Below are 22,679 nucleotides of genomic sequence, written 5' to 3'. Positions count from 1 at the left end.
ATCAGTTCAGTGGCGGATTGGCGTGCGTGACGCGCAATCTCAGGATACGCTCGAAGTGCGTAGGATCGTGCGGCGTCAGCATTTCGGCGGCGCGCGGAAGATAAAAATCGTACAAACGCGACAGCCAGAAGCGCAACGCAGCTGCACGCAAGGAGGCATCCCAGGCTTGCTGTTCAGCGGGCGTAAATGGTCGCACGGCGTGATAGGCGTCGAGCATCGCTTTCACGCGCGGCAAATCAAGCTCACCGGTCGGCAAGTCAATGCACCAGTCGTTGACGGTGACGGCCAGATCGAACAGCCAGGTGTCGCAACCGGCAAAATAGAAATCGAAGAAACCGGTCAGGCGCGTATCGACAAACATCGCATTGTCGCGGAACAGGTCGGCATGTACCGGGCCGTTAGGCAATTGCGCATAGATATCGGAGGCGGCAAAGTCTTCCTGGAACTGCATTTCCGCGCGCAACAGGTTTTGTGTTTCTTCATTCAGATACGGCAGCACTACCGGCGCCGTCTGGCGCCACCATGGCAAGCCGCGCAGATTAGGCTGGCGGATGCCGAAGTCTTGCGCGGCCAGATGCATCCTGGCCAGCATGGTGCCGACTTCTGCGCAATGCATGGGCTGAGGCTTTGGTTGATACGCGCCTTCCAGCTTGGTGACGATCGACGCGGGTTTGCCGTTGAGCGCATTGATGATGCTGCCGCTCTTGTTGGGAATCGGTGCAGGCACGAGCACGTCGCGTTGCGCCAGATGGCGCATCAGTTCCAGGTAAAAGGGCAGTTGCTCGAAGCTCAGTTTCTCAAACAGCGTGAGGACGTATTCGCCGCTTTCGGTCGTGATGAAGAAGTTGCTGTTCTCAATACCGGAAGAAATGCCTTTGATGGCGAGCGCTTTGCCGAGAGAAAACTGGGAGATCCAGCCGGAGAGGTCATCCAGGCTGACCGGAGTAAAAACTGCCATGTGCGGAAATGATGAGGAACGATGAGAAGCTCAGGCGCGGATCACAGTATTACGCGTGTGCGCAAAAATGTTGTCGCCTGAGCGTATGGGTTACTTGCCGGAACTGTCGGTGTCGCCTTCTTTAGGCTTTTTCTTGCCACCCCAGTCGAATTCCTTGATCTGCCATTGCGCGTTGGTCGGCGGACCGCTTTGTGCGTCACCCGGCGTGGAGCTGCCAAGCTGTTGCTTGGGTTTCAGGTAATACGTGCTTGGACCCGACTGAACCTTGATTTCCTTGGTCTGGCCGTGATCGCGGCGTTCTTCGATCTTGTTGCCGGAACTTGTGCCTTCGCCCGGCTTCTTGATGGTCACGGCAGGCGGTTCGCCTTCGTCCAGCGTTTGCAGTTCAGGCGGCGGTGGTGCGACAGCGGTCGGTGCAGATTGCGCCATCGTCAATGGCGACGCAAAACCGGCCGCGGTGGTGACGACAGCCAGCAGAGCGGCTTTCGACCAGATTTGTGTGAGGTTCATGATGATTCTTCTATAGAAGTTGAACGATATGCTGTCATTGTAACAAACCGCCCCTGTGCGCCCACAGTTCGTGGCGCTTTCGCAAGGGCGGGGGGCATGCTTCAAGACTACGCTGTTCTGCGTGGTCCTGTGCTATTCAACGTTTTATTCGACGTTGCTTGCCATGCCGTCTCAGAGATACATGCCGGTTTGCTGTTCGCTATCGCCGTCGGTGCCTGGTGGTTTTTGACGGGCCTCGTAGAATTTCTGGATGGCGATCACAACTTCGGCAGGATCGTCGATCACCTGCAGCAGATTCAGATCTTTTGCAGAAATCATGCCGTCGTCAACCAGACGTGTGCTGATCCACTCCATCAGGCCGGCCCAGAATTTGCTGCCCACCAGGATCACCGGCATCAGACGCGATTTACCGGTCTGCATCAAGGTCAGCGCTTCGCTGAGTTCGTCCAGCGTGCCGAAGCCGCCTGGCAGTACCACATAGGCGTCGGCGTATTTGACGAAGGCAACCTTGCGCGCGAAGAAATGGCGGAAGGACAAAGAGATATCCTGCCAGCCGTTGCCATGCTGTTCGTGCGGCAGTTCGATGTTCAGACCGACCGATGGCGAGGCGCCGTCGAAGGCACCCTTGTTGGCTGCTTCCATGATGCCGGGGCCGCCGCCCGAGATGACCGCAAAGCCAGCATCGGAAAGGCGTCGCGCGATATCGACGCACAAGGCATAATGCGGATCGTCTGGTTTCGTACGCGCAGAACCGAAGATGGAAACGGCAGGTCGCAGCTCCGACAGACGCTCGGTCGACTCAATAAATTCTGCCATAATCGTGAGTACATGCCATGACTCGCGTGCCTTCTTGGCGGTGGCGCGCTCGATGTCATCCACTTCCCGCAGTCGCGGTACATTTTTTCCTCTAAGTTCCATATGCAAAAAACCTTGTTGTTAGTTGATGGTTCCAGTTACCTCTATCGTGCATTTCATGCCTTGCCAGATATGCGTAACGCGGAAGGCGCGCCGACCGGTGCGTTGTACGGCATCATCAATATGTTGCGCCGACTGCGTAATGATTATCCTGCAAGTTACATCGCTTGTATATTCGACGCCAAGGGAAAAACGTTTCGTGACGACTTGTATACCGAGTACAAGGCTACACGCAAATCCATGCCTGAGGACCTGGCGTTGCAAATCGAGCCGATTCACGCCGCCGTGCGCGCCTTGGGCTGGCCCATTCTGATGGTTGAAGGCATCGAAGCCGATGACGTCATCGGTACGCTGGGCTTGCGCGCCGCTGAAGAAGGACTCAAGACCATCGTCTCCACCGGCGACAAGGACATGGCGCAACTGGTCAACGATCACGTCACGCTGGTCAACACCATGAGCAACGAAACCATGGACCGCGCCGGTGTCATCGGTAAATTCGGCGTACCGCCGGAACGCATCGTCGACTACCTCAGCCTCATCGGCGACACTGTCGACAACGTGCCCGGCGTCGAAAAATGCGGCCCCAAAACCGCCGTTAAATGGCTCACCCAATACGACTCGCTCGACGGTGTCATGGCCAATGCCGACAAGATCACCGGCGTGGTCGGCGAGAACCTGCGCAAGGCTCTGCCGTGGCTGCCGCAGGCGCGCGTTCTGGTGACCATCAAGACCGACTGCGATCTGTCGGCGCATATGGGCACCATTCTTGATTCGCTCACCGTGCAGCCGAATGACAATGCCGCGCTGCGCGAGATCTTCACTCGCTACAACTTCCGCACCTGGCTGCGCGAGCTCGACGCTGCAGAAGGCGCTGCCGCCGGCTCCGCTAGTGCTGCTGCTGGTGCTTCTTCCGCATCCTCATCGGCCGCAGTCGGCACCGATGTCTCCACCGGTCCTGCGCAAGTCGGTCTATTTGACACCAGTGCCGCCATCGTCAAAGAATACGAAACCGTTCTGACCGAAGCGCAGCTCGACGCGTGGATAGAAAAAATCAACGCCGCCGTGCTTACAGCAGTGGACACCGAGACGACCTCGCTGGTTCCCATGCAAGCACAGCTGGTGGGTATCTCCTTGTGCTGCGAACCGGGCCGCGCTGCGTACATTCCTGTCGCGCACAATTATCAGGACGTGCCCGCGCAACTGCCACGCGAGCTGGTACTGAACAAGCTCAAGCCATGGCTGGAAGATGAGAGCAAGCCCAAGCTGGGGCAGAACCTCAAATACGATAGTCACATCTTCGCCAATCAGGGCGTGCAATTGCGTGGCATCGTGCACGACACGCTGTTGGAATCCTACGTCTTTGAATCGCACCGCACCCACGACATGGACAGCCTGGCGCTGCGTCACCTCAATCGCACCACGATCAGCTACGTTGATGTGTGCGGCAAGGGCGCGTCGCAAATCACTTTCGATCAGGTTGAAATCAGCCGTGCCGCCGAATACGCCGCCGAAGACGCCGACGTCACGCTGGCCTTGCATCACGCCATGTGGCCGCAGATCGAACATGACGCCAAGCTGCGCTACATATACGAGAAAATCGAGGTACCGACCTCTGTCGTGTTGCAAAAGATTGAGCGCAACGGCGTGCTGATCGATGCCGACATCCTGGCGACGCAATCCGGCGAACTTGGCAAGCGCATGCTGGAGATCGAACAGCAGGCTTATGAACTGGCAGGTCAGCCGTTCAATTTGAATTCACCCAAACAGCTGGGCGAAATCCTGTTTGAGAAATTGCAATTGCCCGTCGTCAAAAAGACGCCCTCCGGCACGCCGTCTACTGATGAAGAAGTTCTGCAAAAGCTGGCGGAAGATTATCCACTGCCGAAGATCCTGCTCGACTATCGTGGCCTGTCCAAACTGAAGTCCACCTACACCGACAAGCTGCCCAAGATGGTCGACCCGACCACCGGCCGCGTGCATACCAACTACGCACAAGCCGTTGCGGTGACAGGACGTCTGGCATCCAACGATCCCAATCTGCAAAACATTCCGATCCGCACCGCCGAAGGCCGACGCATCCGCGAAGCTTTCATTGCGCCACCGGGCAGCACGATTGTTTCCGCCGACTATTCGCAAATTGAATTGCGCATCATGGCGCACATCTCTGAAGACGCGAACATGCTCAAAGCCTTCGCCGATGGCGAAGACATTCATCGCGCCACCGCAGCCGAAATCTTTGGCGTGGGTTTGAGCGACGTCACCAGCGAGCAGCGCCGCTACGCCAAAGTCATCAACTTCGGCCTGATCTACGGCATGAGCGCCTTCGGCCTGGCCGGCAACCTGGGCATCGAACGTGCCGCGGCGGCGATGTACATCGACAAGTATTTCCAGCGCTTCTCCAGCGTCAAGCAATACATGGACAACACGCGCCTCGAAGCCAAGTCGCAAGGTTACGTGGAGACCGTCTTCGGTCGCCGCCTGTGGCTGCCGGAAATCAATTCGCCCAATGGTCCGCGCCGTCAGGGGGCAGAGCGTGCGGCGATCAATGCGCCTATGCAGGGAACTGCCGCCGATCTGATCAAACTGGCAATGATCGCTGTGCAAGGCTGGCTGGAGCGTGACGGCATGAAGTCAAAACTCATCATGCAGGTGCACGATGAACTGGTCATGGAAGTGCCGGACGACGAGCTCGCCATCGTGCGTGAAAAATTACCTGAACTGATGAAAAATGTTGCGGACCTGAAGGTGCCTTTGCTAGCCGAAGTAGGGATCGGCAAAAACTGGGACGAAGCCCATTAACAGATCCGTGAAGCTACTGCGCAAGCAGCTGTGCAGCCTGCGATGCTCGACGTACTAAAGTACGACTGCGCTTCTCGGCTACACAGCGGCTTGCTCGCTACGCTTCACGGACCTGTTAAATGTTGTCTGAATACCTCTTTTCTTCTTTTGTGCGGTCGCATAGGCGTCGCGCGATATCTCTTTCCCCGCTTGCCCTTCATTAACATTCCTGCGAGCATGTGCAGCATGGTGCAGAATATGCTGCAGCATTGAATTTGCCGTACTTGAAATAAACACAACAAAAAAGAAGTAACGATAAAAGTTGCATCATCGTCATCGCTCGATGACGGTGGGGGACCACGAAATACATTAAACAAGCAGACAAGAGACACGAAGCTGTTGTGCAGTGAAGTTGGCGGTGCGTCGACGGAAAACAAAGCAAAGCAGGTCGACGTATTCGTAGTGCCGGTTTCAGGGCGCAGGGGCTTCTCGGGATCATCGGATCAGGTAGAAGAACGAGGAGGCGTCATGGTTGCAGGGATGAAGGTGGGAACGCGGCTGGGGTTGGGGTTCGCGTGGGTGGTGCTGTTGCTGATGCTTGTGACGGTGTTCGGTCTGTACAACATGGATCAGATGCAACGGCGGTTTCTGGACGTCGTGAGCGTTAATAATCCGGAATCCAAGCTCGTCACCGAGATGATGGAGACAGTACAAGAGCGTTCGATTTCCCTGCGCAATCTGATGCTGCAAGGCGGCGCCGAGGACATCGAGAAGGAAGCGGCCTACATCAAGGCGCAGACGCAGAAATATCTCGCCGCAGAACAGAAACTGCACAAGATGTTCGACTCTGAACCCGGCACACAGCCCGAAGAAAAAGCTGCGCTGCCAAAAATCAAGGCGCAGGCCGATACCGCACACAAGCTGATCGACCAGGCTGTCGACCTTGGTCTTAAGCGGGAAGCGTATGAACTGGCGCAATTCCTCAAAGAGGACTACCTGCCGACGCAAAAGAAATGGCAGGCGGAGCTGACCGCGCTGAATGCCATCGAAGACAGACTCAATCAGGATGCGGCGCGCGACAGCACCAAAGCTTATGACGCTGCGCGTTGGCTGATGCTGGTCACCAGTGCAGTCGGCATCATCACGGCGCTGCTCGCAGCGGTATGGATTACGCGCAACTTGCTCCAAAAGCTGGGCGGTGAGCCGGACTATGCCGTCAGCATTGCCGGGCAGATTGCTGACGGCGACCTCGCCGTGCATATCGAAACCAAAAAGGGCGATCAGGAAAGCTTGCTGGCCGCGATGAGCGTCATGCGCGACAAGCTCGCCGCGATCGTCACGCAAGTGCGCGCCGGCTCCGAAACCATCAGCACCGCGTCGACTGAAATCGCGCGCGGCAATCTCGACCTGTCGGCGCGTACCGAACAACAAGCCGGTTCGCTGGAGGAAACAGCTTCGTCGATGGAGCAGCTCAATTCCACCGTCAAGCAAAATGCCGAGAATGCCTTGCAGGCGAATCAGCTCGCGGTGGCAGCATCGGATGTCGCGGTGCAGGGTGGCAGCATCGTGTCGCAAGTGGTTGCGACGATGGAGTCCATTAACGCCTCGTCGCAAAAGGTCGTGGATATCATCAGCGTGATCGACGGTATCGCATTCCAGACCAATATCCTGGCCTTGAATGCTGCTGTGGAAGCAGCGCGCGCCGGCGAGCAGGGACGCGGTTTTGCGGTGGTGGCGTCGGAAGTGCGCAGCCTGGCGCAACGTTCGGCCAGCGCAGCCAAGGAAATCAAGGTGCTGATCGGCGATTCGGTTGAACGCGTTGGCGCCGGCAGCAAGCTGGTGGAGCAGGCCGGTGTGACGATGAATGATATCGTCACCAGCATCCGCCGCGTCACGGATGTGATGTCGGAAATTACCAGTGCCAATACCGAACAAAGCAGTGGCATTGAGCAGGTCAACGAAGCCATTATTCAGATCGACGACATGACGCAACAGAATGCTGCGCTGGTGGAGCAGGCTGCTGCTGCTGCACAGTCACTGCAGGATCAGGCCGGTAACCTGACGCAACTGGTCAGTGTGTTCAAACTGGACGGCCGCCAGATCGGCATGGCGCAACCGGCACAGCGCACCATCGATATCACGCCGATGCATCCGGAATTGCCGGATGGCGTGACGGCCTAAGCAAACCTGGTCGAATGTGTCGCATGGAGTGCAAATCATTCCGCAACTCTTGTAGAATGCCCTGAGCAGGAAAAGCAGCGCGGCCTGCCTGAAACAACATCAGGCGGGCCGTGTTTGTATCCACCGTGCTATCGATTTTCTGTCTGGCTTTTGTTTGTCTTGTTTGTCTTTTTCTGTGGCGCCCGATCCAACACAGCCGTCGGCATGTTGCCAGGCGCCCATCATTTCCTCACGCCATTCTGTTTTGAATTCTGAACTGGAGATTTTCATGAACGATCTGAAGAACGATGTCGACAGCCTGGTCGGTACCACCGGCCTGCTGGATGCCGGCAATCGCCGTACTTTCATCAAGACGGCTCTGGGTACCGGATTTGCCGCAGCGGTACTGCCGGTGTGCGCGCAAACCATGATCAAGACCGACACCGCCGGTCTGACGGCAGGCGAGGTCAGCGTGATGGTCAACGGCACCAAAGTGCCGGCCTATCGCGCGCAGCCGGAAGGCAAAACCAACTTGCCGGTGATCTTCGTCATCTCCGAAATCTTCGGCGTGCATGAACATATTGCCGACATCGCTCGCCGATTTGCCAAATTGGGTTATCTGGCGATTGCGCCGGACTTTTTCGTGCGCCAGGGCAATCCGGCGATCTATCCGACCATTGCCGAACTGAACAAGGAAATCATCTCCAAGGTGCCGGACGAGCAGATCTTTGGCGACCTCGATGCCTATGTCGCCTGGGCCAAGGACAACGGCGGCAATCCCGACAAGATGGGGATCAACGGTTTCTGCTGGGGCGGCCGCGTGGTCTGGCTGTACTGCGCACGCAACCCGAAGATCAAGGCGGGCGCGGCCTGGTACGGCCGTATCGTCGGCGAAAAGACCGCGCTGCAGCCGCAGCATCCGATCGATATCGCACCGACGCTGAAGGTACCGGTGCTGGGTCTGTATGGCGGCAAGGATGGCGGCATTCCGGTCGCCACCGTGGAGCAGATGAAAGAAGCGCTGGCCAAGACCGGCAACAAATCGGAGTTTGTCGTATTCCCGAATTCCGGCCACGCCTTCAACGCCGACTACCGTCCGAGCTATGTGGAAGCGGACGCCAAGGAAGGCTGGAAGCGCGCCACGGAATGGTTCAAAGCGCATGGCGTGGGCTGATTGCCGGTGACCATCTGATCATCAATAAAATTTGAATCTGGTTCAATTGCATTGATGATATTGGCGTTGTTTTTGCGTCAATCCAGTGAGTTTTACGGAGCAGCAAAGGGATTTCAAGCAGCATCCCTTTCCTCCGTAACTTCACGATTGATCATGCAGCGCAAAGACTTTCTCAAACTCGGCGCCCTGGCCGCATTGGCGGCAGGCACGCCGGGAACCTTCGCCTCCACACTCGCCGGGCGAAAGCAAATCCCGCCTGAACATCCCGTCATCATTGTCGGTACCGGCTATGGCGCTTCGGTAGCAGCGCTGCGTCTGGCACAAAAAGGTGTGCGCGTGCTGATGTTGGAGATGGGCATGGAATGGCCCGTCACCTCCCGCCACGATACCTTCAGCAAGATGATGCCGCCGGACCATCGTTCGTCATGGCTCAAGGACGGCAGCATTGCGCCGTTCGGCAATGTTTTCTCTTTCAAAAAATATACCGGCGTGCTGGATCGCATGGAGCTCGGCGGCCTGAAAATTTATGCAGGTCGCGGCGTGGGCGGCGGTTCGCTGGTCAATGGCGGCATGGCGGTCACTCCCAGGCGCGCCTACTTCGAGGAACTATTTCCGGAGATTGACGCGGCAGAGATGTATGCGCGCTATTTCCCCCTGGCCAACCGGACGCTGAAGGCCAACCTCATCGCCCCAGCCTTCTTTGAGCGCTCCGAATGGTATCGATTTTCACGCGTTGCTCAACAGCAGGCGCACAAGTCCGGTTACAAGACGACCTTCGTGCCCAACGTCTACGACTTCAACTACATGGAGCAGGAGGACGCCGGTACCGCCTATCGCTCGGCGCTGGGCGGTGAGGTCATCTATGGCAACAATGCCGGCAAGAACAGTCTCGACAAGACGTATCTCGCGGCAGCACGCAAGACTGGTCTGGTGGAGATTCTTACCTTGCATGAAGTTGCCGGCGTCGCAGCCGAAGGCAACGGCTACAAGCTCGATGTCAATTGTCTCGACACCTCCGGCGCCGTGGTGCAGACGAAAGTCTTCACCTGCAAATATCTCTTTATCTGCGCGGGCAGTGTCGGCACCGCGTCCATTTTGCTCAAGGCCAAGGCGACAGGCGGCTTGCCGGATCTCAGCGAGGATGTCGGCAAATATTGGGGAAACAATGGCAACGTCATGACCGGCCGCAATTTCGTCAGGCCGGGAACCGGCGCCAGTCAATCCAGTATTCCCGTGATGGCAATCGACGACTGGAACAACCCTGCGCATCCGGTATTTGCCGAAATAGCGCCGCTGCCGATCGGACTGGAAGCATGGAGCACGCTTTACCTTGCCATCACGCGTAATCCCGATCGCGGTACTTTCACCTATGACAAAACCAGCAAAGCGCTGCAATTGCGCCTGCCGGAGAATTTCACTAAGCAATCGGTGGCAGCGACCAGAAACCTCATCGATAAGCTGAACGATGACAACGGCGGCACCATCGCGCATTTGCTGTTTCATAACGGTATTGGCGACGACATTTGCTACCACCCCCTGGGTGGCTGCGTGCTTGGCCGCGCCAGCGACATGTATGGCAGGGTCAAGGGATATCGGAATCTCTACGTCATTGACGGCTCGATGATTCCAGGCAGTACAGGGGTCAATCCTTTCGTAACAATCACCGCCCTGGCGGAGCGCTGTATCGCCGAGATACAGAAAAAGGATTTCGCCTGACCATGCGACACCGTGAGCGCCATTTTAGGGCGCGGCACGGCTGCTCTCTTCCTGTTTCGCACCAAGATGAGTGAGAAGGGTTGCTCAAAACGATACTTGCATGCGGCGCTTCGCTCGGTCTTCGGAATAAATCCTTATGCGGCCGGTCGTGGCACAAGCTTTGCTTATTCAAAATCTGAGTAGAAGCGGTTAGCGGTCGGACATTATCCCGATCGTGGGACATTGCTCGTGAAGCCACTGGCGTTGCCGGTGGGCTGGTACTTCGTTCAATACGACACGAGAGAATGATGCTGCTAACCGTATTCAGGCCCCTCCGCCATTTCTGCTTGTCTGCTTGTTCCGCCTGCACGCCTTGCGGGTGCGGCAACTTCTTTTCTCCCTATTTCCTGTTTGTACGATCGGCCGACCTTGCGTCTGCCGGTCTTGTTGCGTCTTGCGACCGTATTGCACAGCGCATGCGGCGCCCGTTTTTTGTCAATCAACTCACTGAAAGGAAGGCATGATGAGCAAGCGACTACGTTGGACAAGCCTGGCGGCCGGCATGATGGCCATGGTCTGCCTGCATGCAGCAGTGCATGCGCAAGAGAAAGTGACCTTGCTGAGCAACTGGTACGCCCAGGCTGAACACGGCGGTTTCTATCAGGCCGTCGCCAAAGGGATCTATAAGAAATACGGCATGGACGTCACCATCAAGATGGGCGGGCCGCAAGTCAACAACATGCAGATCCTGGTCGCCGGCCAGGCCGACTTCAGCATGGGTTACGACTTCACCGTGTTGAAGGGTATCGAGCAGGGCTTGCCGCTGGTGACGGTCGGCACTTCATTTCAGTCCGATCTGCAAGGCATGATGACGCACGCCGATGTGCCTAATCTTGGTGCGCTGAAGGACAAGACGATTCTGGTGGCCGGTTCCGGTCAGTCGAGCTGGTGGCCGTGGTTGAAAGCCAAATACGGCTACACCGACGCACAATCGAAGGCCTACACCTTCAACTTGCAACCATTCTTCGCCGATCCGAATATCGTTCAGCAAGCCTATCCGTCGTCGGAATTGTTCCAGGCGGAAAAGACCGGCGCCAAGGCCAACTTCTTCCTGTTCGCACAAGAAGGTTATCCGCCTTACGGCACCACCATCATCACGCTGCAAAAAATGGTGGCGACCAAGCCTGATCTGGTGAAACGCTTCGTCAAGGCCACCGCCGAAGGCTGGAAGAGCTATCTGGAAGATCCGTCTGCGGGTAACGCGCTGATCAAAAAAGACAACAAGGAAATGGGCGACGAGCAACTGGCTTACGCGCTCAAGAAACTCAAGGAACTGAAAGTCGTCACCGGTGGCGACGCCGCCAAGCAAGGCATCGGCATCATGACGGATGAGCGCTGGAAGAAAACCTACGACACCATGGTGTCGACCGGTCTGCTGAAGGCCGATGTCGATTGGCACAAGGCGTACACCACGCAGTTCGTCAAAGACATGCATGTGATGCCTTGATTGGCGCTTCATCGCTGCTTGCCGGTCTGCGCCTTTCATTAGCGCAGATCGGATGTCTGAAGTTCATTTGCGTGAGGACGCCATGATTCTCTACACACCACCCAAGACCGCGCAGCGCCTGCCGGTCATTGATTTCGCCGATGCGTTTTCACAGGACCTCGGCAAGCGTGAAGCCGTCGCCTGGGAGATCCACAAGATTGCCCGCGATGTCGGCTTCTTTTATCTGGTCAATCACGGCGTACCGCAAAGTCTGGTTGATGGGCAATTCGACTGGGCGCGGCGTTTCTTTGCTGCTCCTGATGCAGTGAAGCGCGGGGTCGACATGTCGCTGTCGCCGGCTGGTTTCGGCTATGAGCGTATCGGCACGCAGGCGCTGGATGATGGCCCGACCGATCTCAAAGAGGGCTTCCAGTTCGGCACCGATCTGCCGCTTGATCATCCTTATGTGCAGCAAGGCGTGCTGCGCTACGGCCACAACCTCTGGCCGGAGGAGTTGCCCGGCATGCGCACGCATGCACAGCAATATCACGCCGCCATGAGCGTCCTCTCACAGCGATTGTTGTCGATCATCGCCTTATCGCTGCAACTGCCTGAGGACTTCTTTTACTTCGCACTCGGCACACCCATCGCCACGCAGCGCATGCTGCACTATCCGCCGCAGCCCGCCGACGCGCAGCACAACCAGATCGGCGCCGGCGCCCATACCGACTGGGGGCTGGTCACCATCCTCGCGCAAGACGATATCGGCGGTCTGGAAGTGCGTAACGCCGATGGCGACTGGGTGCGCGCGACGCCGATCCATGGCAGTTTCGTGGTCAATATCGGTGACCTGCTGCAGCGCTGGAGCAACGACGTTTATCACAGCAATGCACACCGCGTGCGCAACGACAATCCGGTGCCGCGTTATTCGCTGCCGTTTTTCATGGATGGCGACCATGCGGTCACGGTGTCGTGCCTGCCGTCATGCTGTTCCGATGAACATCCGGCGCGTTATGCACCCTGCACCATCGGCGACTACCTCGCACAAAAAGTACGCGAAACCTTTGGCGCCGCCAGCGTGCTGGCTGCGGCATCGTAGTTTGATCAGATCGAATTCGCGGCGAAGGCGACCATGATGGCGCGCCGGCCGCTTGGCCTTGTCCCTGCAAGCGCAGAACGACATGGCCGGTTTTAAAGGAGTTTGCACCATGCTGGTTACGAAACAAAAAGTCCTGCGCCGTTTCTGGTACGCCCTGATGCCTGTTTCCATGCTCAAGGACGGCCCCAAGCCATTTACTTTGCTGGGCGAGAAGATTGTTCTCTGGCTCAAGGAAGACGGTACGCCGGCTGCCTTGCAGGACCGCTGCTGCCATCGCACTGCGCAACTGTCGAAGGGCTTTGTGGAGAAGGGCAACATCGTTTGCGGTTATCACGGCTGGACGTATGACTGCTCCGGCGCTTGCGTGCGCATTCCGCAAAATCCGGATGGCGCGATTCCGGCCGGCGCCAAGGTCAAGCCATATCATTGCCAGGAACGCTACGGCTACGTCTGGGTGGCGCTGGAAGATCCGCTGCGTCCGATTCCCGATTTCCCGGAAGAGAGCCAGCCGGGCTATCGGCGCATCTTCCAGTTCTATCAGCGTTGGGAAACCAGCCCGCTGCGCATGATGGAAAACTCCTTCGACAATTCGCACTTCAGCTACGTGCATCGCGCCACTTTCGGTCTGTACGATCAGCCCAAGCCTGAGAAGTACGAGATCACCGAAACCGACTACGGCTTCGAGGCAGAGACGCTGGTACCGATCAAGAATATCCCGGCCAGCTATCGCGTCACCGGCACTACCGACGATGTCACCATGCGCCATATGTTCAACCGCTGGTATTTGCCTTTCGTGCGCCGTTTCGGTTGCCAGTATCCGGTGTCCGGCCGGCATCACATCATCTACAACTGCTCCACGCCGATCGACGACGGCACCATCATGCTGGCGCAATGGCTGTACCGCAACGACACCGAAGAGGATTGCCCGGAGGCGGAGCTGATCGCCTGGGACAAGCCGATCCTGGACGAGGATCGCGAAATTCTCGAAGCCACCGATCCCGATGCCTGTATCGATACGCGCCGCAAGCAGGAATTTCACATGGCGTCCGACCGTCCCGGACTGATCATGCGCCGCGCTTTGCTGCAATTGCTGGAAGAGCATGGCGAGACGGAAGTGTTCGGCAGCGACAACCAGGTGTGACGGTGGGTCACGTGAAGCGAGGCAACCATGAATGCGATGCAAGAGGCGATGATGAAAAGAGATGACATGACGATGCCGCTGCCGGTTTCCGGTGAATATGGCGCCGATGCGGCGGATGTGTCGAACACCGTGCTGAGCGCGAACCGTGTCGAAAAGACCTACCGCAACGGTACGCGCGCACTGGACGAGGTCAGGCTGGACATCAAGCGCGGCGAGTTCGTCTCGCTGCTAGGCCCGTCCGGCTGCGGCAAGAGCACGCTGCTGAAAATGTTCGCCGGGCTGGAGGAGCCGTCACACGGTCACATCCGCTGGTGGGGCAAGAACCTGGCGACGGTCGGTACGCCAGATCGCACGCTGGCGATGGTGTTTCAGGAAGCGACGCTGATGCCGTGGGCATCGGTGGTGCAAAACGTGCGTCTGCCGCTTGAGCTCAAGCATATGCCGCGTACTGAAAGCGACGTGCGCGTGCGCGATGCGCTCAAGCTTGTGGGGCTGGATCGCTTTGAGGATGCCTATCCGCGTGAACTGTCGGGTGGCATGCAGATGCGCGCCTCGATAGCGCGTGCGCTGGCGACGCGGCCAAATCTGTTGCTGATGGACGAGCCGTTCGGCGCGCTCGATGAGTTCACGCGCAACAAGCTTGACGCCGATCTGCGCAAGATCTGGAGCCAGCAAGACCTGACCGTGGTGTTCGTCACGCACAGCATTTACGAAGCGGTGTATCTGTCGAGCCGCGTGGTGGTGATGGCGGCGCGGCCGGGGCGCGTGATTGCGGACGTGCCGATCGAGGCGCCGGGGGCCGGCGGTATGCGCGACGACGCTTTCCGCATCTCGCCGGAATTCATGGGGTATTGCAAGATCCTGTCCGATTACCTGACGCTAGCCAATCAAGAAAATCAAGAAGGAGGGGCACATGACGCCGCTCATCACTAATCCGAAATTTCTGCGCATTGCCGCGCCCTTGATGATCGGCGTGCTGCTGCTGCTGGCCTGGCAACTGATCTGCGTGGCGCTGGAAGTGCCGGTCTATCTGGTGCCGACACCGTTGGTGATTGCCAAGACGCTGGTGGCGGATTGGGGCTTGCTGTCCGATTCGCTGCTGGTGACATTGAAGATCACCTTCATGGCCTTCGTGCTGTCGGTGCTGCTGGGTGTGGCGATCGCGTTCGTGTTCGTGCAGAGCCGTTTCATCGAAGTCAGTTTCTTCCCCTACGCGATCATCCTGCAGGTGACGCCGATTGTCGCCATCGCACCGTTGATCATCATCTGGGTCAAGGAGCCGACCTTTGCGCTGGTGATCTGCGCGACCATCATGGCGCTGTTTCCCATCATCTCGAATACGACATTGGGACTGCGCAGCGTCAATCCGGGTTTGCTGAATCTGTTCAAACTGAACAAGGCCTCGCGCTGGCAGACCTTGCGTCGCTTGCGCATTCCCAGCGCCTTGCCGTACTTCTTCGGCGGCTTGCGGATTTCCAGCGGTCTGGCGCTCATCGGCGCGGTGGTGGCGGAGTTTGTCGCCGGCACCGGCGGTACCGGATCGGGGCTGGCGTATCAGATTTTGCAGGCGGGTTTTCAGCTGAACATTCCGCGCTTGTTTGCGGCGCTGTTTTTGATTACCGTGACCGGGATCGTGTTGTTCCTCGCCATGATGGCCTTGTCGCGCGTGGCGCTGGCCGGATGGCACGAAAGTGAAATGGGTTGAACGAATATGCAGACAATGACGACTTCTTTCTTGATCAGCAACATCGACGCCATCATGACCGGCTTGCCCGGTGCGGCGGCCCGTCATGCCGGACCGGACATCCGTGTGGTTGACGGCGTCATTGATGCCATCGGCAAACTTTCCCCCTTGCCGGGCGAGACAATTGTCGATGCCACCGATTGCATCGCCTACCCGTCGTGGGTGAACACGCATCATCATCTGTTCCAGTCCATGCTCAAGGGCGATCCCGAAGGCATCAATGCTTCACTGACGCCGTGGCTGGCGGCGACACCTTATCGCTACCGCGCCAAATTCGACGAAAAGCTGTTTCGCCTGGCTGCGCGTATCGGCCTGGTGGAGCTGATGCGTTCCGGCTGCGGCACGGTGGCCGATCACAACTACTTGTACTACCCCGGCATGCCTTACGACACCTCGGCGATTTTGTTTGAAGAAGCTGAAGCGCTCGGATTGCGCTTTGTACTGTGCCGTGGCGGCGCGACGCAGACGCGTCAGCTGGAAGCCGAATTGCCGACTGCGTTGCGGCCGGAAACGCTGGACGGCTATCTCACCGACATGGAGCGCCTGATTCAGCGTTACCACGACCCGTCGCCAACCGCGATGCGCCGCGTCGTGATGGCGCCGACCACGCCGCTGTATTCGGCCACGCCGGAAGAGTTGCGCACCATGGCCGGCTTTGCGCGCCGTGCCGGTGTGCGCCTGCATAGCCATTTGTCGGAGACCGTCGGCTATCAGGAAACCGCGCAGGGCAAGCACCAGTGCACACCGGTGGAATTCGCCGAGCGCTGCGACTGGCTCGGCAGCGACGTCTGGTTCGCTCATCTGGTCAAACTCGATCCGTCTGAAATCGCCTTGCTCGGCAAGACCGGCACCGGCATCGCGCATTGTCCGCAAAGCAACGGCCGACTCGGCAGCGGCATCGCGCCGATCCGCCAACTGGAAGAGGCGGGCGTGCCGATTTCCATCGGTGTCGACGGTGCTGCTTCCAACGAAGCCGCCGATATGGTGTCGGAAGCGCACGCCGCCTGGCTGATGCAGCGTGCGCGGCGCGGTCAGGAAGCCACGCCGTCCTATGCCGGCGGCAGTTTCGAAGGCGGTGCCGATGCCGCGACAGTGGAAGACGTGGTGCGCTGGGGTACAACCGGCGGCGCCAGAGTGCTGGGGCTGGGAGGCCTTGATGGCTTGCAAGTCGGACAACAGGCTGACATTGCGCTGTACCGTCTGGACGATCCGCGCTACTTCGGGCTGCACGACCCGGCGCTGGGGCCGGTGGTCGGCGGCGGGCGGCCGTATCTGAAGGCCTTGTACGTGGCCGGCAAGGCGGTGGTCGAGGAGGACAACATTCCCGGTGTCGATCTGGTGGCGCTGGGGCGGGAGGCAAGAGCAGCGACACGGCGTTTGTTGGCAGCCTAGGGCGATCCACTCCGGCCGGTGGGCGCAAAGCAGGTGCTCGCCGCCGGGCTGGGGGATTTGCCGTAAAACTGCTAAAATGGCGGGTATGATCAAGCGACGTAAAGCCTTCTCCGCCGACACCTCCGACGCAGCCTTCGACGCGACGGAAACCTCCGATTTTGCTGCAAGCTCCGACAAGGCCGCCAAACTGGCTCCCGAGTTCGACCTGACCAATCATTTCCTGATAGCAATGCCCTCGATGCTGGACCCGATTTTCGGCGGCACCGTGGTGTATCTGTGCGAGCACAATCAGAACGGCGCGCTCGGCGTCGTCATCAACAAGCCGACCGACATGACCATGGATGTCTTGTTTGATCGCATCAATCTCAAGCTTGAAATCATTCACGATTCGCCTGACGCCGTCCCCGAGCTGTATCGCAGCCCGGTGATGTTCGGTGGTCCGGTGCAGGTCGAGCGCGGTTTCGTGCTGCATACGGCGATGAGCCAGTTCTCATCTACCTTGCAGGTGACCGACGGCATTTCCCTGACTACCTCCAAAGACGTGCTGGAAGCAGTCGCCCACGGCGACGGGCCGCAGCAGGTGCTGGTCAGTCTGGGTTGCTCGGGCTGGAGCGCCGGTCAGCTGGAAGAAGAACTCGGCCGCAACGGCTGGCTGACCGTCAAAGCCGATCCATCCATCATCTTCGACTTGCCGGTGGAGCAACGCTTCACTGCAGCGCTGGCCTTGCTGGGCATCGACCCGGTCATGCTCAGCGGCGATTTCGGCCGGGCCTGAGCAGGACTCCGTGGAAACGCTCCTGGCCTTCGACTTCGGCTTAAAGCGCATCGGCGTGGCAATCGGCAATACCCTGATCAAGCAAGCCCAGCCTTTGACTATCATCAGCGCCGCCACCAACGACGGCAAGTTTGCCGAACTCGGCAAGCTGATCGAGGAGTGGACACCGACGCGCTGCATCGTCGGTCTGCCCAGCCATCCCGATGGCGCCGAACACGAAATGACCGTGCGCTGCCGCCGCTTCGCCAACCAACTGCACGGCCGCTTCGGTGTCGAGACGGTGCTGGTCGACGAGCGCTATTCCTCGGCAGTGATCGAACAACGCCGCGGCGAGCATATCGACGCCGAGGCCGCCGCCATTATTTTGCAGCAATATTTCGACGACTCCCATGAGCACCCCTAATATACCTAACACTTCCTTACCGTCGCTGGACGCCGAGGCGCTGTATGCCAAGCTGGCGCAGCAAGTCAAAGCGGGTTTGAACGGCGTCGAGCACGCCGCCGTCGTCGGCATCCATTCCGGTGGCGCCTGGCTGGCTGAACGTCTGGCTGCCGAGCTGCAACTGAACGACAGGCTTGGCTTCATCGACGTTTCCTTCTATCGCGACGACTTTGCCGAGAAGGGCCTGCGTCCGGACGTCAAGCCGAGCCAGATCGGTTTTGACGTCGAAGGCGCGACCATCGTGCTGGTCGACGACGTGCTCTACACCGGCCGCACCACGCGCGCCGCGATCAACGAGCTGTTCGACTACGGCCGCCCGGCGCGCATCCTGCTGGCGTCGCTGGTCGACCGCGGCGGCCGCGAACTGCCGATCGCCGCTGACTTCCTGGCCGAGACGATTGTGCTCGCCGACAACCAATCCCTGCAACTGCAACGCGCCGACGACGGCCGATTTTCCCTGACGGTGGTCCATGCTTAATCCACAACTGAACAAGAACGGCGAACTGCAACATCTGCTGACCATCGAAGGTCTGCCCAAAGCAATCATCACCAATATTCTCGACACCGCATCGTCCTTCGTCAGCATCGGCGACCGCGAAGTGAAGAAGGTGCCGCTGATGCGCGGCAAGAGTGTGTTCAACCTGTTCTTCGAGAACTCCACGCGTACGCGTACCACCTTCGAGATCGCCTCGAAGCGTCTGTCGGCCGACGTCATCAACCTGAATATTTCCGCTTCCAGTGCCAGCAAGGGTGAGTCACTGCTCGACACCATCGACAACCTGGCCGCGATGCACGCCGACATGTTCGTGGTGCGCCATTCGCAGTCGGGCGCGCCTTATCTGATCGCCAAGCATCTGATCGACACCAGGCAGTCACACGTACACGTGGTCAACGCCGGCGACGGCCGCCATGCGCATCCGACGCAGGGCTTGCTGGACATGTACACGATCCGTCACTACAAGAAGGATTTCACCAACCTGCGCGTGGCCATTGTCGGCGACATTTTGCACAGCCGCGTGGCGCGTTCCGATATCCACGGTCTGACCACGCTGGGTGTGCCGGAAGTGCGCGCCATCGGCCCGAGCACATTGCTGCCCAGCGGGCTGGAGCAGATGGGCGTGCGCGTCTTCCACAACATGGAAGAAGGCCTGAAGGACGTTGACGTCATCATCATGCTGCGCTTGCAGAACGAGCGCATGAGTGGCGCCTTGCTGCCGTCGGCGCAGGAGTTCTTCAAGAGCTACGGCCTGACGCCTGAACGTCTGGCGCTGGCCAAGCCGGACGCCATCGTGATGCATCCTGGCCCGATGAACCGCGGCGTCGAGATCGACTCGGCGGTGGCCGACGGCCCGCAAGCGGTGATCCTGCCACAGGTGACGTTTGGTATCGCGGTACGCATGGCGGTGATGAGCATCGTCGCAGGTAACTAAGCAGCCTCAAGCAACCGAGGCAAGCCAGGCAACAACGAATTCAACATAGATTCAACGCGGACAAGAGTGGAATAGAGCGCATGAAACTGCATATCAAGAACGGCCGATTGGTCGACCCTGCCAACAATATCGACGCGCAACAAGACGTATTCATCGCCGACGGCAAAGTGGTCGGTATCGGCAAGGCGCCGGCTGACTTCGCGGCCGACAAAACCATCGATGCAACCGGCTTGGCGGTTGCCCCAGGCCTGGTTGATCTGAGCGCACGCTTGCGCGAGCCGGGTTACGAGTACAAGGCCACGCTGGAATCCGAAATGCAAGCTGCCATGCAAGGTGGTGTCACCAGTCTGCTGTGCCCGCCGGACACCGATCCTGTGCTTGATGAGCCCGGTTTGGTTGAAATGCTCAAGCACCGCGCCAAGTCCCTCAATCAGGCGCACGTCTATCCGTTGGGCGCGCTGACTGTCGGTCTGAAAGGCAAAGCCCTGACCGAAATGGCCGAGTTGACCGAAGCCGGTTGCGTCGGTTTTTCGCAAGCCGATGAACCTATCCTCGACACCACCGTATTGCTGAGTTCGCTGCAATACGCCAAGACCTTCAACTACACCGTCTGGCTGCGTCCGCAGGACCCGCACCTCGGCCGCCACGGCATCGCACATAGCGGCCCTGCCGCCTCGCGCCTGGGTTTGTCCGGCGTGCCGGTGATGTCGGAGACGATCGCGCTCTACACCATCTTCGAACTGGTGCGCTCGACGCGCGCCCGTGTCCATCTGTGCCGCATGTCCTCAGCTGCCGGCCTTGAGCTGGTGCGTGCCGCCAAGCGCGAAGGCTTGCCGGTGACTTGCGACGTTGGTGCGCATCACATTCATTTGTCGGACATGGACATCGGTTTCTTCGACTCCAACGCGCGCGTCAATCCGCCATTTCGCTCGCAGCGGGATCGCGATGCGATCCGCGCTGCGCTGCTGGACGGCACGATCGATGCAATCTGTTCCGATCACACGCCGGTCGATGACGACGAGAAACTGCTGCCTTTCGGCGAAGCCTCGCCAGGCGCCACCGGTCTGGAACTGTTGCTGTCGCTTTCGTTGAAATGGGCGGAAGATTCAGGCGTCAAGGAATCCGAGGTGCTGAGCAAAGCCGTCGCCAAGGTCACCACCGATGCCGCGCGCGTGGCAGGTTTGCCCGCGGGCGGGCTCAAGGTCGGCGACGTTGCAGACGTCTGTATTTTCGATCCCAAGACACGCTGGACAGTGGAAGCCAAAGTCTTGGCAAGCCAAGGCAAGCATACGCCGTTCCTCGGTTACGAACTGACCGGCCAGGTCAAGGCAACCATCGTCGCCGGGCACATCGCTTTCGAACGCTAACCTCGGAAAAAAGCGATGCTTCCTTTTCGCATACTGCGCCTGGTTGCGCATTTGTTTCTTGGCATGGCGATTTGCGCCTTCATCTTCCCCTGGATCGGCCCGGCGCGGCGCGAAGGCCATATCCGCCGCTGGTCACGCCAGTTGCTGGGCATCTGCGGCATCCGCGTCGTCATCCATCCGCTAGATGGCGTGACGGCACCGGCGCGCTCGCTGATCGTGGCCAATCACATCTCCTGGCTCGACATCTTCGTGGTGAATTCGATGCAGCCATGCCGTTTCGTGGCCAAATCCGACATTCGCAGCTGGCCCTTCATCGGTTGGCTATGCGCCAAAACCGGCACCATCTTCATCTCGCGTGGCAAAGCCAGCGACGTGCGCCGGATTTTCAAGGGATTGGTGGAGAGTATCGAAGCCGGTGACCGCGTCGCCTTCTTCCCGGAAGGAACGACCGCGGCGCAGGGCAAGCTGCTGCCGTTTCATGCGAACCTGTTTGAAGCCGCACTTGATGCGAAGGTGCCGGTCCAACCTTATGCGCTGCGCTATCTGGATGCGCAGGGGAATTACCACCCGGCCGCCGATTTTATCGGCGACACGACCATCGTGGAGAGCATTCTGGGGATTCTGAAGGCGCGTTCCATGACGGCGGAATTAAGGCAGTTGCCTTCGATTTCAACCGACGGCGCGCATCGCCGCGAACTGGCTGTTGCCGCCCGCAAGGTGGTTGCGGACGGATTGGGTTATGTGCCGGAGGATCTCATGCAAACTGCTCCGCCCGCGAGCACTGCACCTGAAATAAGGCCCGATCCTCAAGTCGTATCGCAGTAAGCTTGCCGCCCCAGACGCAGCCTGTGTCAAGCCCGATCAGGTTGGGGCGCAGTGTTAGTCCCAGCGATGCCCAGTGGCCAAATACGCAAGTAATGTCTGCAGTTTGGCGATCAGGCATGTCAAACCAGGGTATATAGCCGGGTGGCGCAGCGCCGAGTCCTTCTTTTATGGAGAAATCGATGCCGCCGTCGGGGCGGCAGAAGCGCATGCGTGTCAATGTGTTGATGATGCAGCGCAGGCGGTCATAGCCTGCCAGCTCGTCTGACCAGATGGCCGGCTCGTTACCGTACATGTGGCGCAGGAAGTCGACCCAGTCGGGGCCGCGCAGCATGGTCTCCACCTCATGCGCCAGCGCCATGGTCTTTGCAGCATCCCACTCCGGGAATATTCCTGCGTGAAACAGCAAATGGCCTTGTTCAAACAGGGCCAGCGGACGATGGCGCACCCAGTCGATCAGTTCGTCGCGATCGGGGGCGTTGAGGATGTCGTCCAGAGTATCTGTCGCATGTTGTGAGCGGATACCTTGCGACACGGCCAACAAGTGCAGATCGTGGTTGCCCAGTAGTGCTTTGGCGCGCGGGCCCAGTGATCGCAGCTGGCGCAACGTTCCCAGAGACTGCGGACCGCGGTTGACGAGGTCGCCAACAAACAGGAGGTTGACGTCGGGTGAAGTTTTATCGATCAGAGCCAGCAGGTTTTGCAATTGCTGGCCGCAGCCTTGGATGTCGCCGATGGCGTAGGTGGGCATAGGTAAGATGATGTTGTTTGGCGGCAAAAGAGCGTGCAGA

General features: G+C 58.8%; 21 protein-coding genes. 16 read left to right on the top strand and 5 right to left on the bottom strand.

The annotated features are described in order from the left end of the window. Position 1: 1 nt before the first annotated feature. The 3 genes from hmeg3_RS21460 to hmeg3_RS21450 form a co-directional block, all read right to left on the bottom strand. Positions 2 to 958 carry a homoserine kinase gene (locus hmeg3_RS21460; protein WP_094565550.1) on the bottom strand — a complete coding sequence of 319 codons (957 nt, stop codon included), beginning with the start codon at positions 956 to 958 and terminating at the stop codon, positions 2 to 4. Between the two features lie 90 nt (positions 959 to 1,048). Then, complete coding sequence (locus tag hmeg3_RS21455; RefSeq protein WP_094565549.1) at positions 1,049 to 1,468, bottom strand: DUF2782 domain-containing protein; 420 nt, start codon at positions 1,466 to 1,468, stop codon at positions 1,049 to 1,051. 171 nt (positions 1,469 to 1,639) lie between these two features. Then, positions 1,640 to 2,386, bottom strand: a complete 747-nt coding sequence (locus tag hmeg3_RS21450; protein ID WP_094565548.1) for a TIGR00730 family Rossman fold protein — start codon at positions 2,384 to 2,386, stop codon at positions 1,640 to 1,642. Here hmeg3_RS21450 and polA point away from each other — a divergent pair, their 5' ends adjacent. Next, entirely contained in the window at positions 2,387 to 5,182 is a 2,796-nt protein-coding gene (polA, locus tag hmeg3_RS21445; protein ID WP_094565547.1) for a DNA polymerase I, read from the top strand. It abuts the gene before it with no gap. Positions 5,183 to 5,689: 507 nt separating this feature from the next. Further along, positions 5,690 to 7,342: a methyl-accepting chemotaxis protein gene (locus hmeg3_RS21440; RefSeq protein ID WP_094565546.1), complete on the top strand. Its 1,653-nt coding sequence runs from the start codon at positions 5,690 to 5,692 to the stop codon at positions 7,340 to 7,342. Between the two features lie 99 nt (positions 7,343 to 7,441). Here the strand turns inward: hmeg3_RS21440 and hmeg3_RS24840 are convergent, their stop codons facing one another. After that, positions 7,442 to 7,612: a hypothetical protein gene (locus hmeg3_RS24840; RefSeq protein WP_157739324.1), complete on the bottom strand. Its 171-nt coding sequence runs from the start codon at positions 7,610 to 7,612 to the stop codon at positions 7,442 to 7,444. On the opposite strand from hmeg3_RS24840, the gene hmeg3_RS21435 reads away from it, so the two are divergent. The 14 genes from hmeg3_RS21435 to hmeg3_RS21370 all read left to right on the top strand — a co-directional run bounded on the left by hmeg3_RS21435 (position 7,611) and on the right by hmeg3_RS21370 (position 21,891). After that, positions 7,611 to 8,495, top strand: coding sequence for a dienelactone hydrolase family protein (locus tag hmeg3_RS21435; RefSeq protein WP_094565545.1), 885 nt, complete (start codon positions 7,611 to 7,613; stop codon positions 8,493 to 8,495). The genes hmeg3_RS24840 and hmeg3_RS21435 overlap by 2 nt on opposite strands. 153 nt (positions 8,496 to 8,648) lie before the next feature. Continuing rightward, positions 8,649 to 10,211, top strand: coding sequence for a GMC oxidoreductase (locus hmeg3_RS21430; protein ID WP_094565544.1), 1,563 nt, complete (start codon positions 8,649 to 8,651; stop codon positions 10,209 to 10,211). Between the two features lie 541 nt (positions 10,212 to 10,752). Beyond that, positions 10,753 to 11,697 carry an ABC transporter substrate-binding protein gene (locus hmeg3_RS21425; RefSeq protein WP_232512036.1) on the top strand — a complete coding sequence of 315 codons (945 nt, stop codon included), beginning with the start codon at positions 10,753 to 10,755 and terminating at the stop codon, positions 11,695 to 11,697. A gap of 52 nt (positions 11,698 to 11,749) precedes the next feature. After that, on the top strand, positions 11,750 to 12,775 hold the full coding sequence (locus hmeg3_RS21420) for an isopenicillin N synthase family oxygenase (RefSeq protein WP_232511769.1): 1,026 nt from the start codon (positions 11,750 to 11,752) through the stop codon (positions 12,773 to 12,775). A 109-nt stretch (positions 12,776 to 12,884) separates the two neighbouring features. After that, a complete protein-coding gene (locus tag hmeg3_RS21415; protein ID WP_094565542.1) occupies positions 12,885 to 13,916 on the top strand; it encodes an aromatic ring-hydroxylating dioxygenase subunit alpha in 1,032 nt (343 codons plus the stop codon). 72 nt (positions 13,917 to 13,988) lie between these two features. After that, positions 13,989 to 14,849: an ABC transporter ATP-binding protein gene (locus hmeg3_RS21410; RefSeq protein ID WP_198361904.1), complete on the top strand. Its 861-nt coding sequence runs from the start codon at positions 13,989 to 13,991 to the stop codon at positions 14,847 to 14,849. Next, positions 14,830 to 15,621: an ABC transporter permease gene (locus tag hmeg3_RS21405; protein ID WP_094565541.1), complete on the top strand. Its 792-nt coding sequence runs from the start codon at positions 14,830 to 14,832 to the stop codon at positions 15,619 to 15,621. Before hmeg3_RS21410 ends, hmeg3_RS21405 begins: the two co-directional genes overlap by 20 nt. Before the next feature lie 15 nt (positions 15,622 to 15,636). Next, positions 15,637 to 17,052, top strand: coding sequence for an amidohydrolase family protein (locus tag hmeg3_RS21400; protein WP_094566496.1), 1,416 nt, complete (start codon positions 15,637 to 15,639; stop codon positions 17,050 to 17,052). Positions 17,053 to 17,128: 76 nt separating this feature from the next. Next, positions 17,129 to 17,827: a YqgE/AlgH family protein gene (locus tag hmeg3_RS21395; RefSeq protein ID WP_094565540.1), complete on the top strand. Its 699-nt coding sequence runs from the start codon at positions 17,129 to 17,131 to the stop codon at positions 17,825 to 17,827. Between the two features lie 10 nt (positions 17,828 to 17,837). Beyond that, positions 17,838 to 18,230 carry a Holliday junction resolvase RuvX gene (ruvX, locus tag hmeg3_RS21390; RefSeq protein ID WP_094565539.1) on the top strand — a complete coding sequence of 131 codons (393 nt, stop codon included), beginning with the start codon at positions 17,838 to 17,840 and terminating at the stop codon, positions 18,228 to 18,230. After that, positions 18,217 to 18,747 (top strand): bifunctional pyr operon transcriptional regulator/uracil phosphoribosyltransferase PyrR, encoded by a 531-nt coding sequence (gene pyrR / locus hmeg3_RS21385; RefSeq protein WP_094565538.1) that lies wholly within the window; start codon positions 18,217 to 18,219, stop codon positions 18,745 to 18,747. Before ruvX ends, pyrR begins: the two co-directional genes overlap by 14 nt. Continuing rightward, complete coding sequence (locus hmeg3_RS21380; RefSeq protein WP_094565537.1) at positions 18,740 to 19,699, top strand: aspartate carbamoyltransferase catalytic subunit; 960 nt, start codon at positions 18,740 to 18,742, stop codon at positions 19,697 to 19,699. Before pyrR ends, hmeg3_RS21380 begins: the two co-directional genes overlap by 8 nt. 80 nt (positions 19,700 to 19,779) lie before the next feature. Further along, positions 19,780 to 21,066 carry a dihydroorotase gene (locus hmeg3_RS21375; RefSeq protein WP_094565536.1) on the top strand — a complete coding sequence of 429 codons (1,287 nt, stop codon included), beginning with the start codon at positions 19,780 to 19,782 and terminating at the stop codon, positions 21,064 to 21,066. A 15-nt stretch (positions 21,067 to 21,081) separates the two neighbouring features. Beyond that, positions 21,082 to 21,891 carry a 1-acyl-sn-glycerol-3-phosphate acyltransferase gene (locus hmeg3_RS21370; RefSeq protein WP_094565535.1) on the top strand — a complete coding sequence of 270 codons (810 nt, stop codon included), beginning with the start codon at positions 21,082 to 21,084 and terminating at the stop codon, positions 21,889 to 21,891. Here the strand turns inward: hmeg3_RS21370 and hmeg3_RS21365 are convergent. Further along, positions 21,821 to 22,639 (bottom strand): symmetrical bis(5'-nucleosyl)-tetraphosphatase, encoded by an 819-nt coding sequence (locus hmeg3_RS21365; RefSeq protein WP_094565534.1) that lies wholly within the window; start codon positions 22,637 to 22,639, stop codon positions 21,821 to 21,823. The two genes, hmeg3_RS21370 and hmeg3_RS21365, sit on opposite strands and share 71 nt — an antisense overlap. Positions 22,640 to 22,679 lie beyond the last annotated feature (40 nt).

Origin of the sequence: Herbaspirillum sp. meg3, from assembly GCF_002257565.1 — a bacterium.
Taxonomy (GTDB): domain Bacteria; phylum Pseudomonadota; class Gammaproteobacteria; order Burkholderiales; family Burkholderiaceae_D; genus Herbaspirillum.
This window is presented reverse-complemented; position numbering and strand designations above follow the sequence as displayed.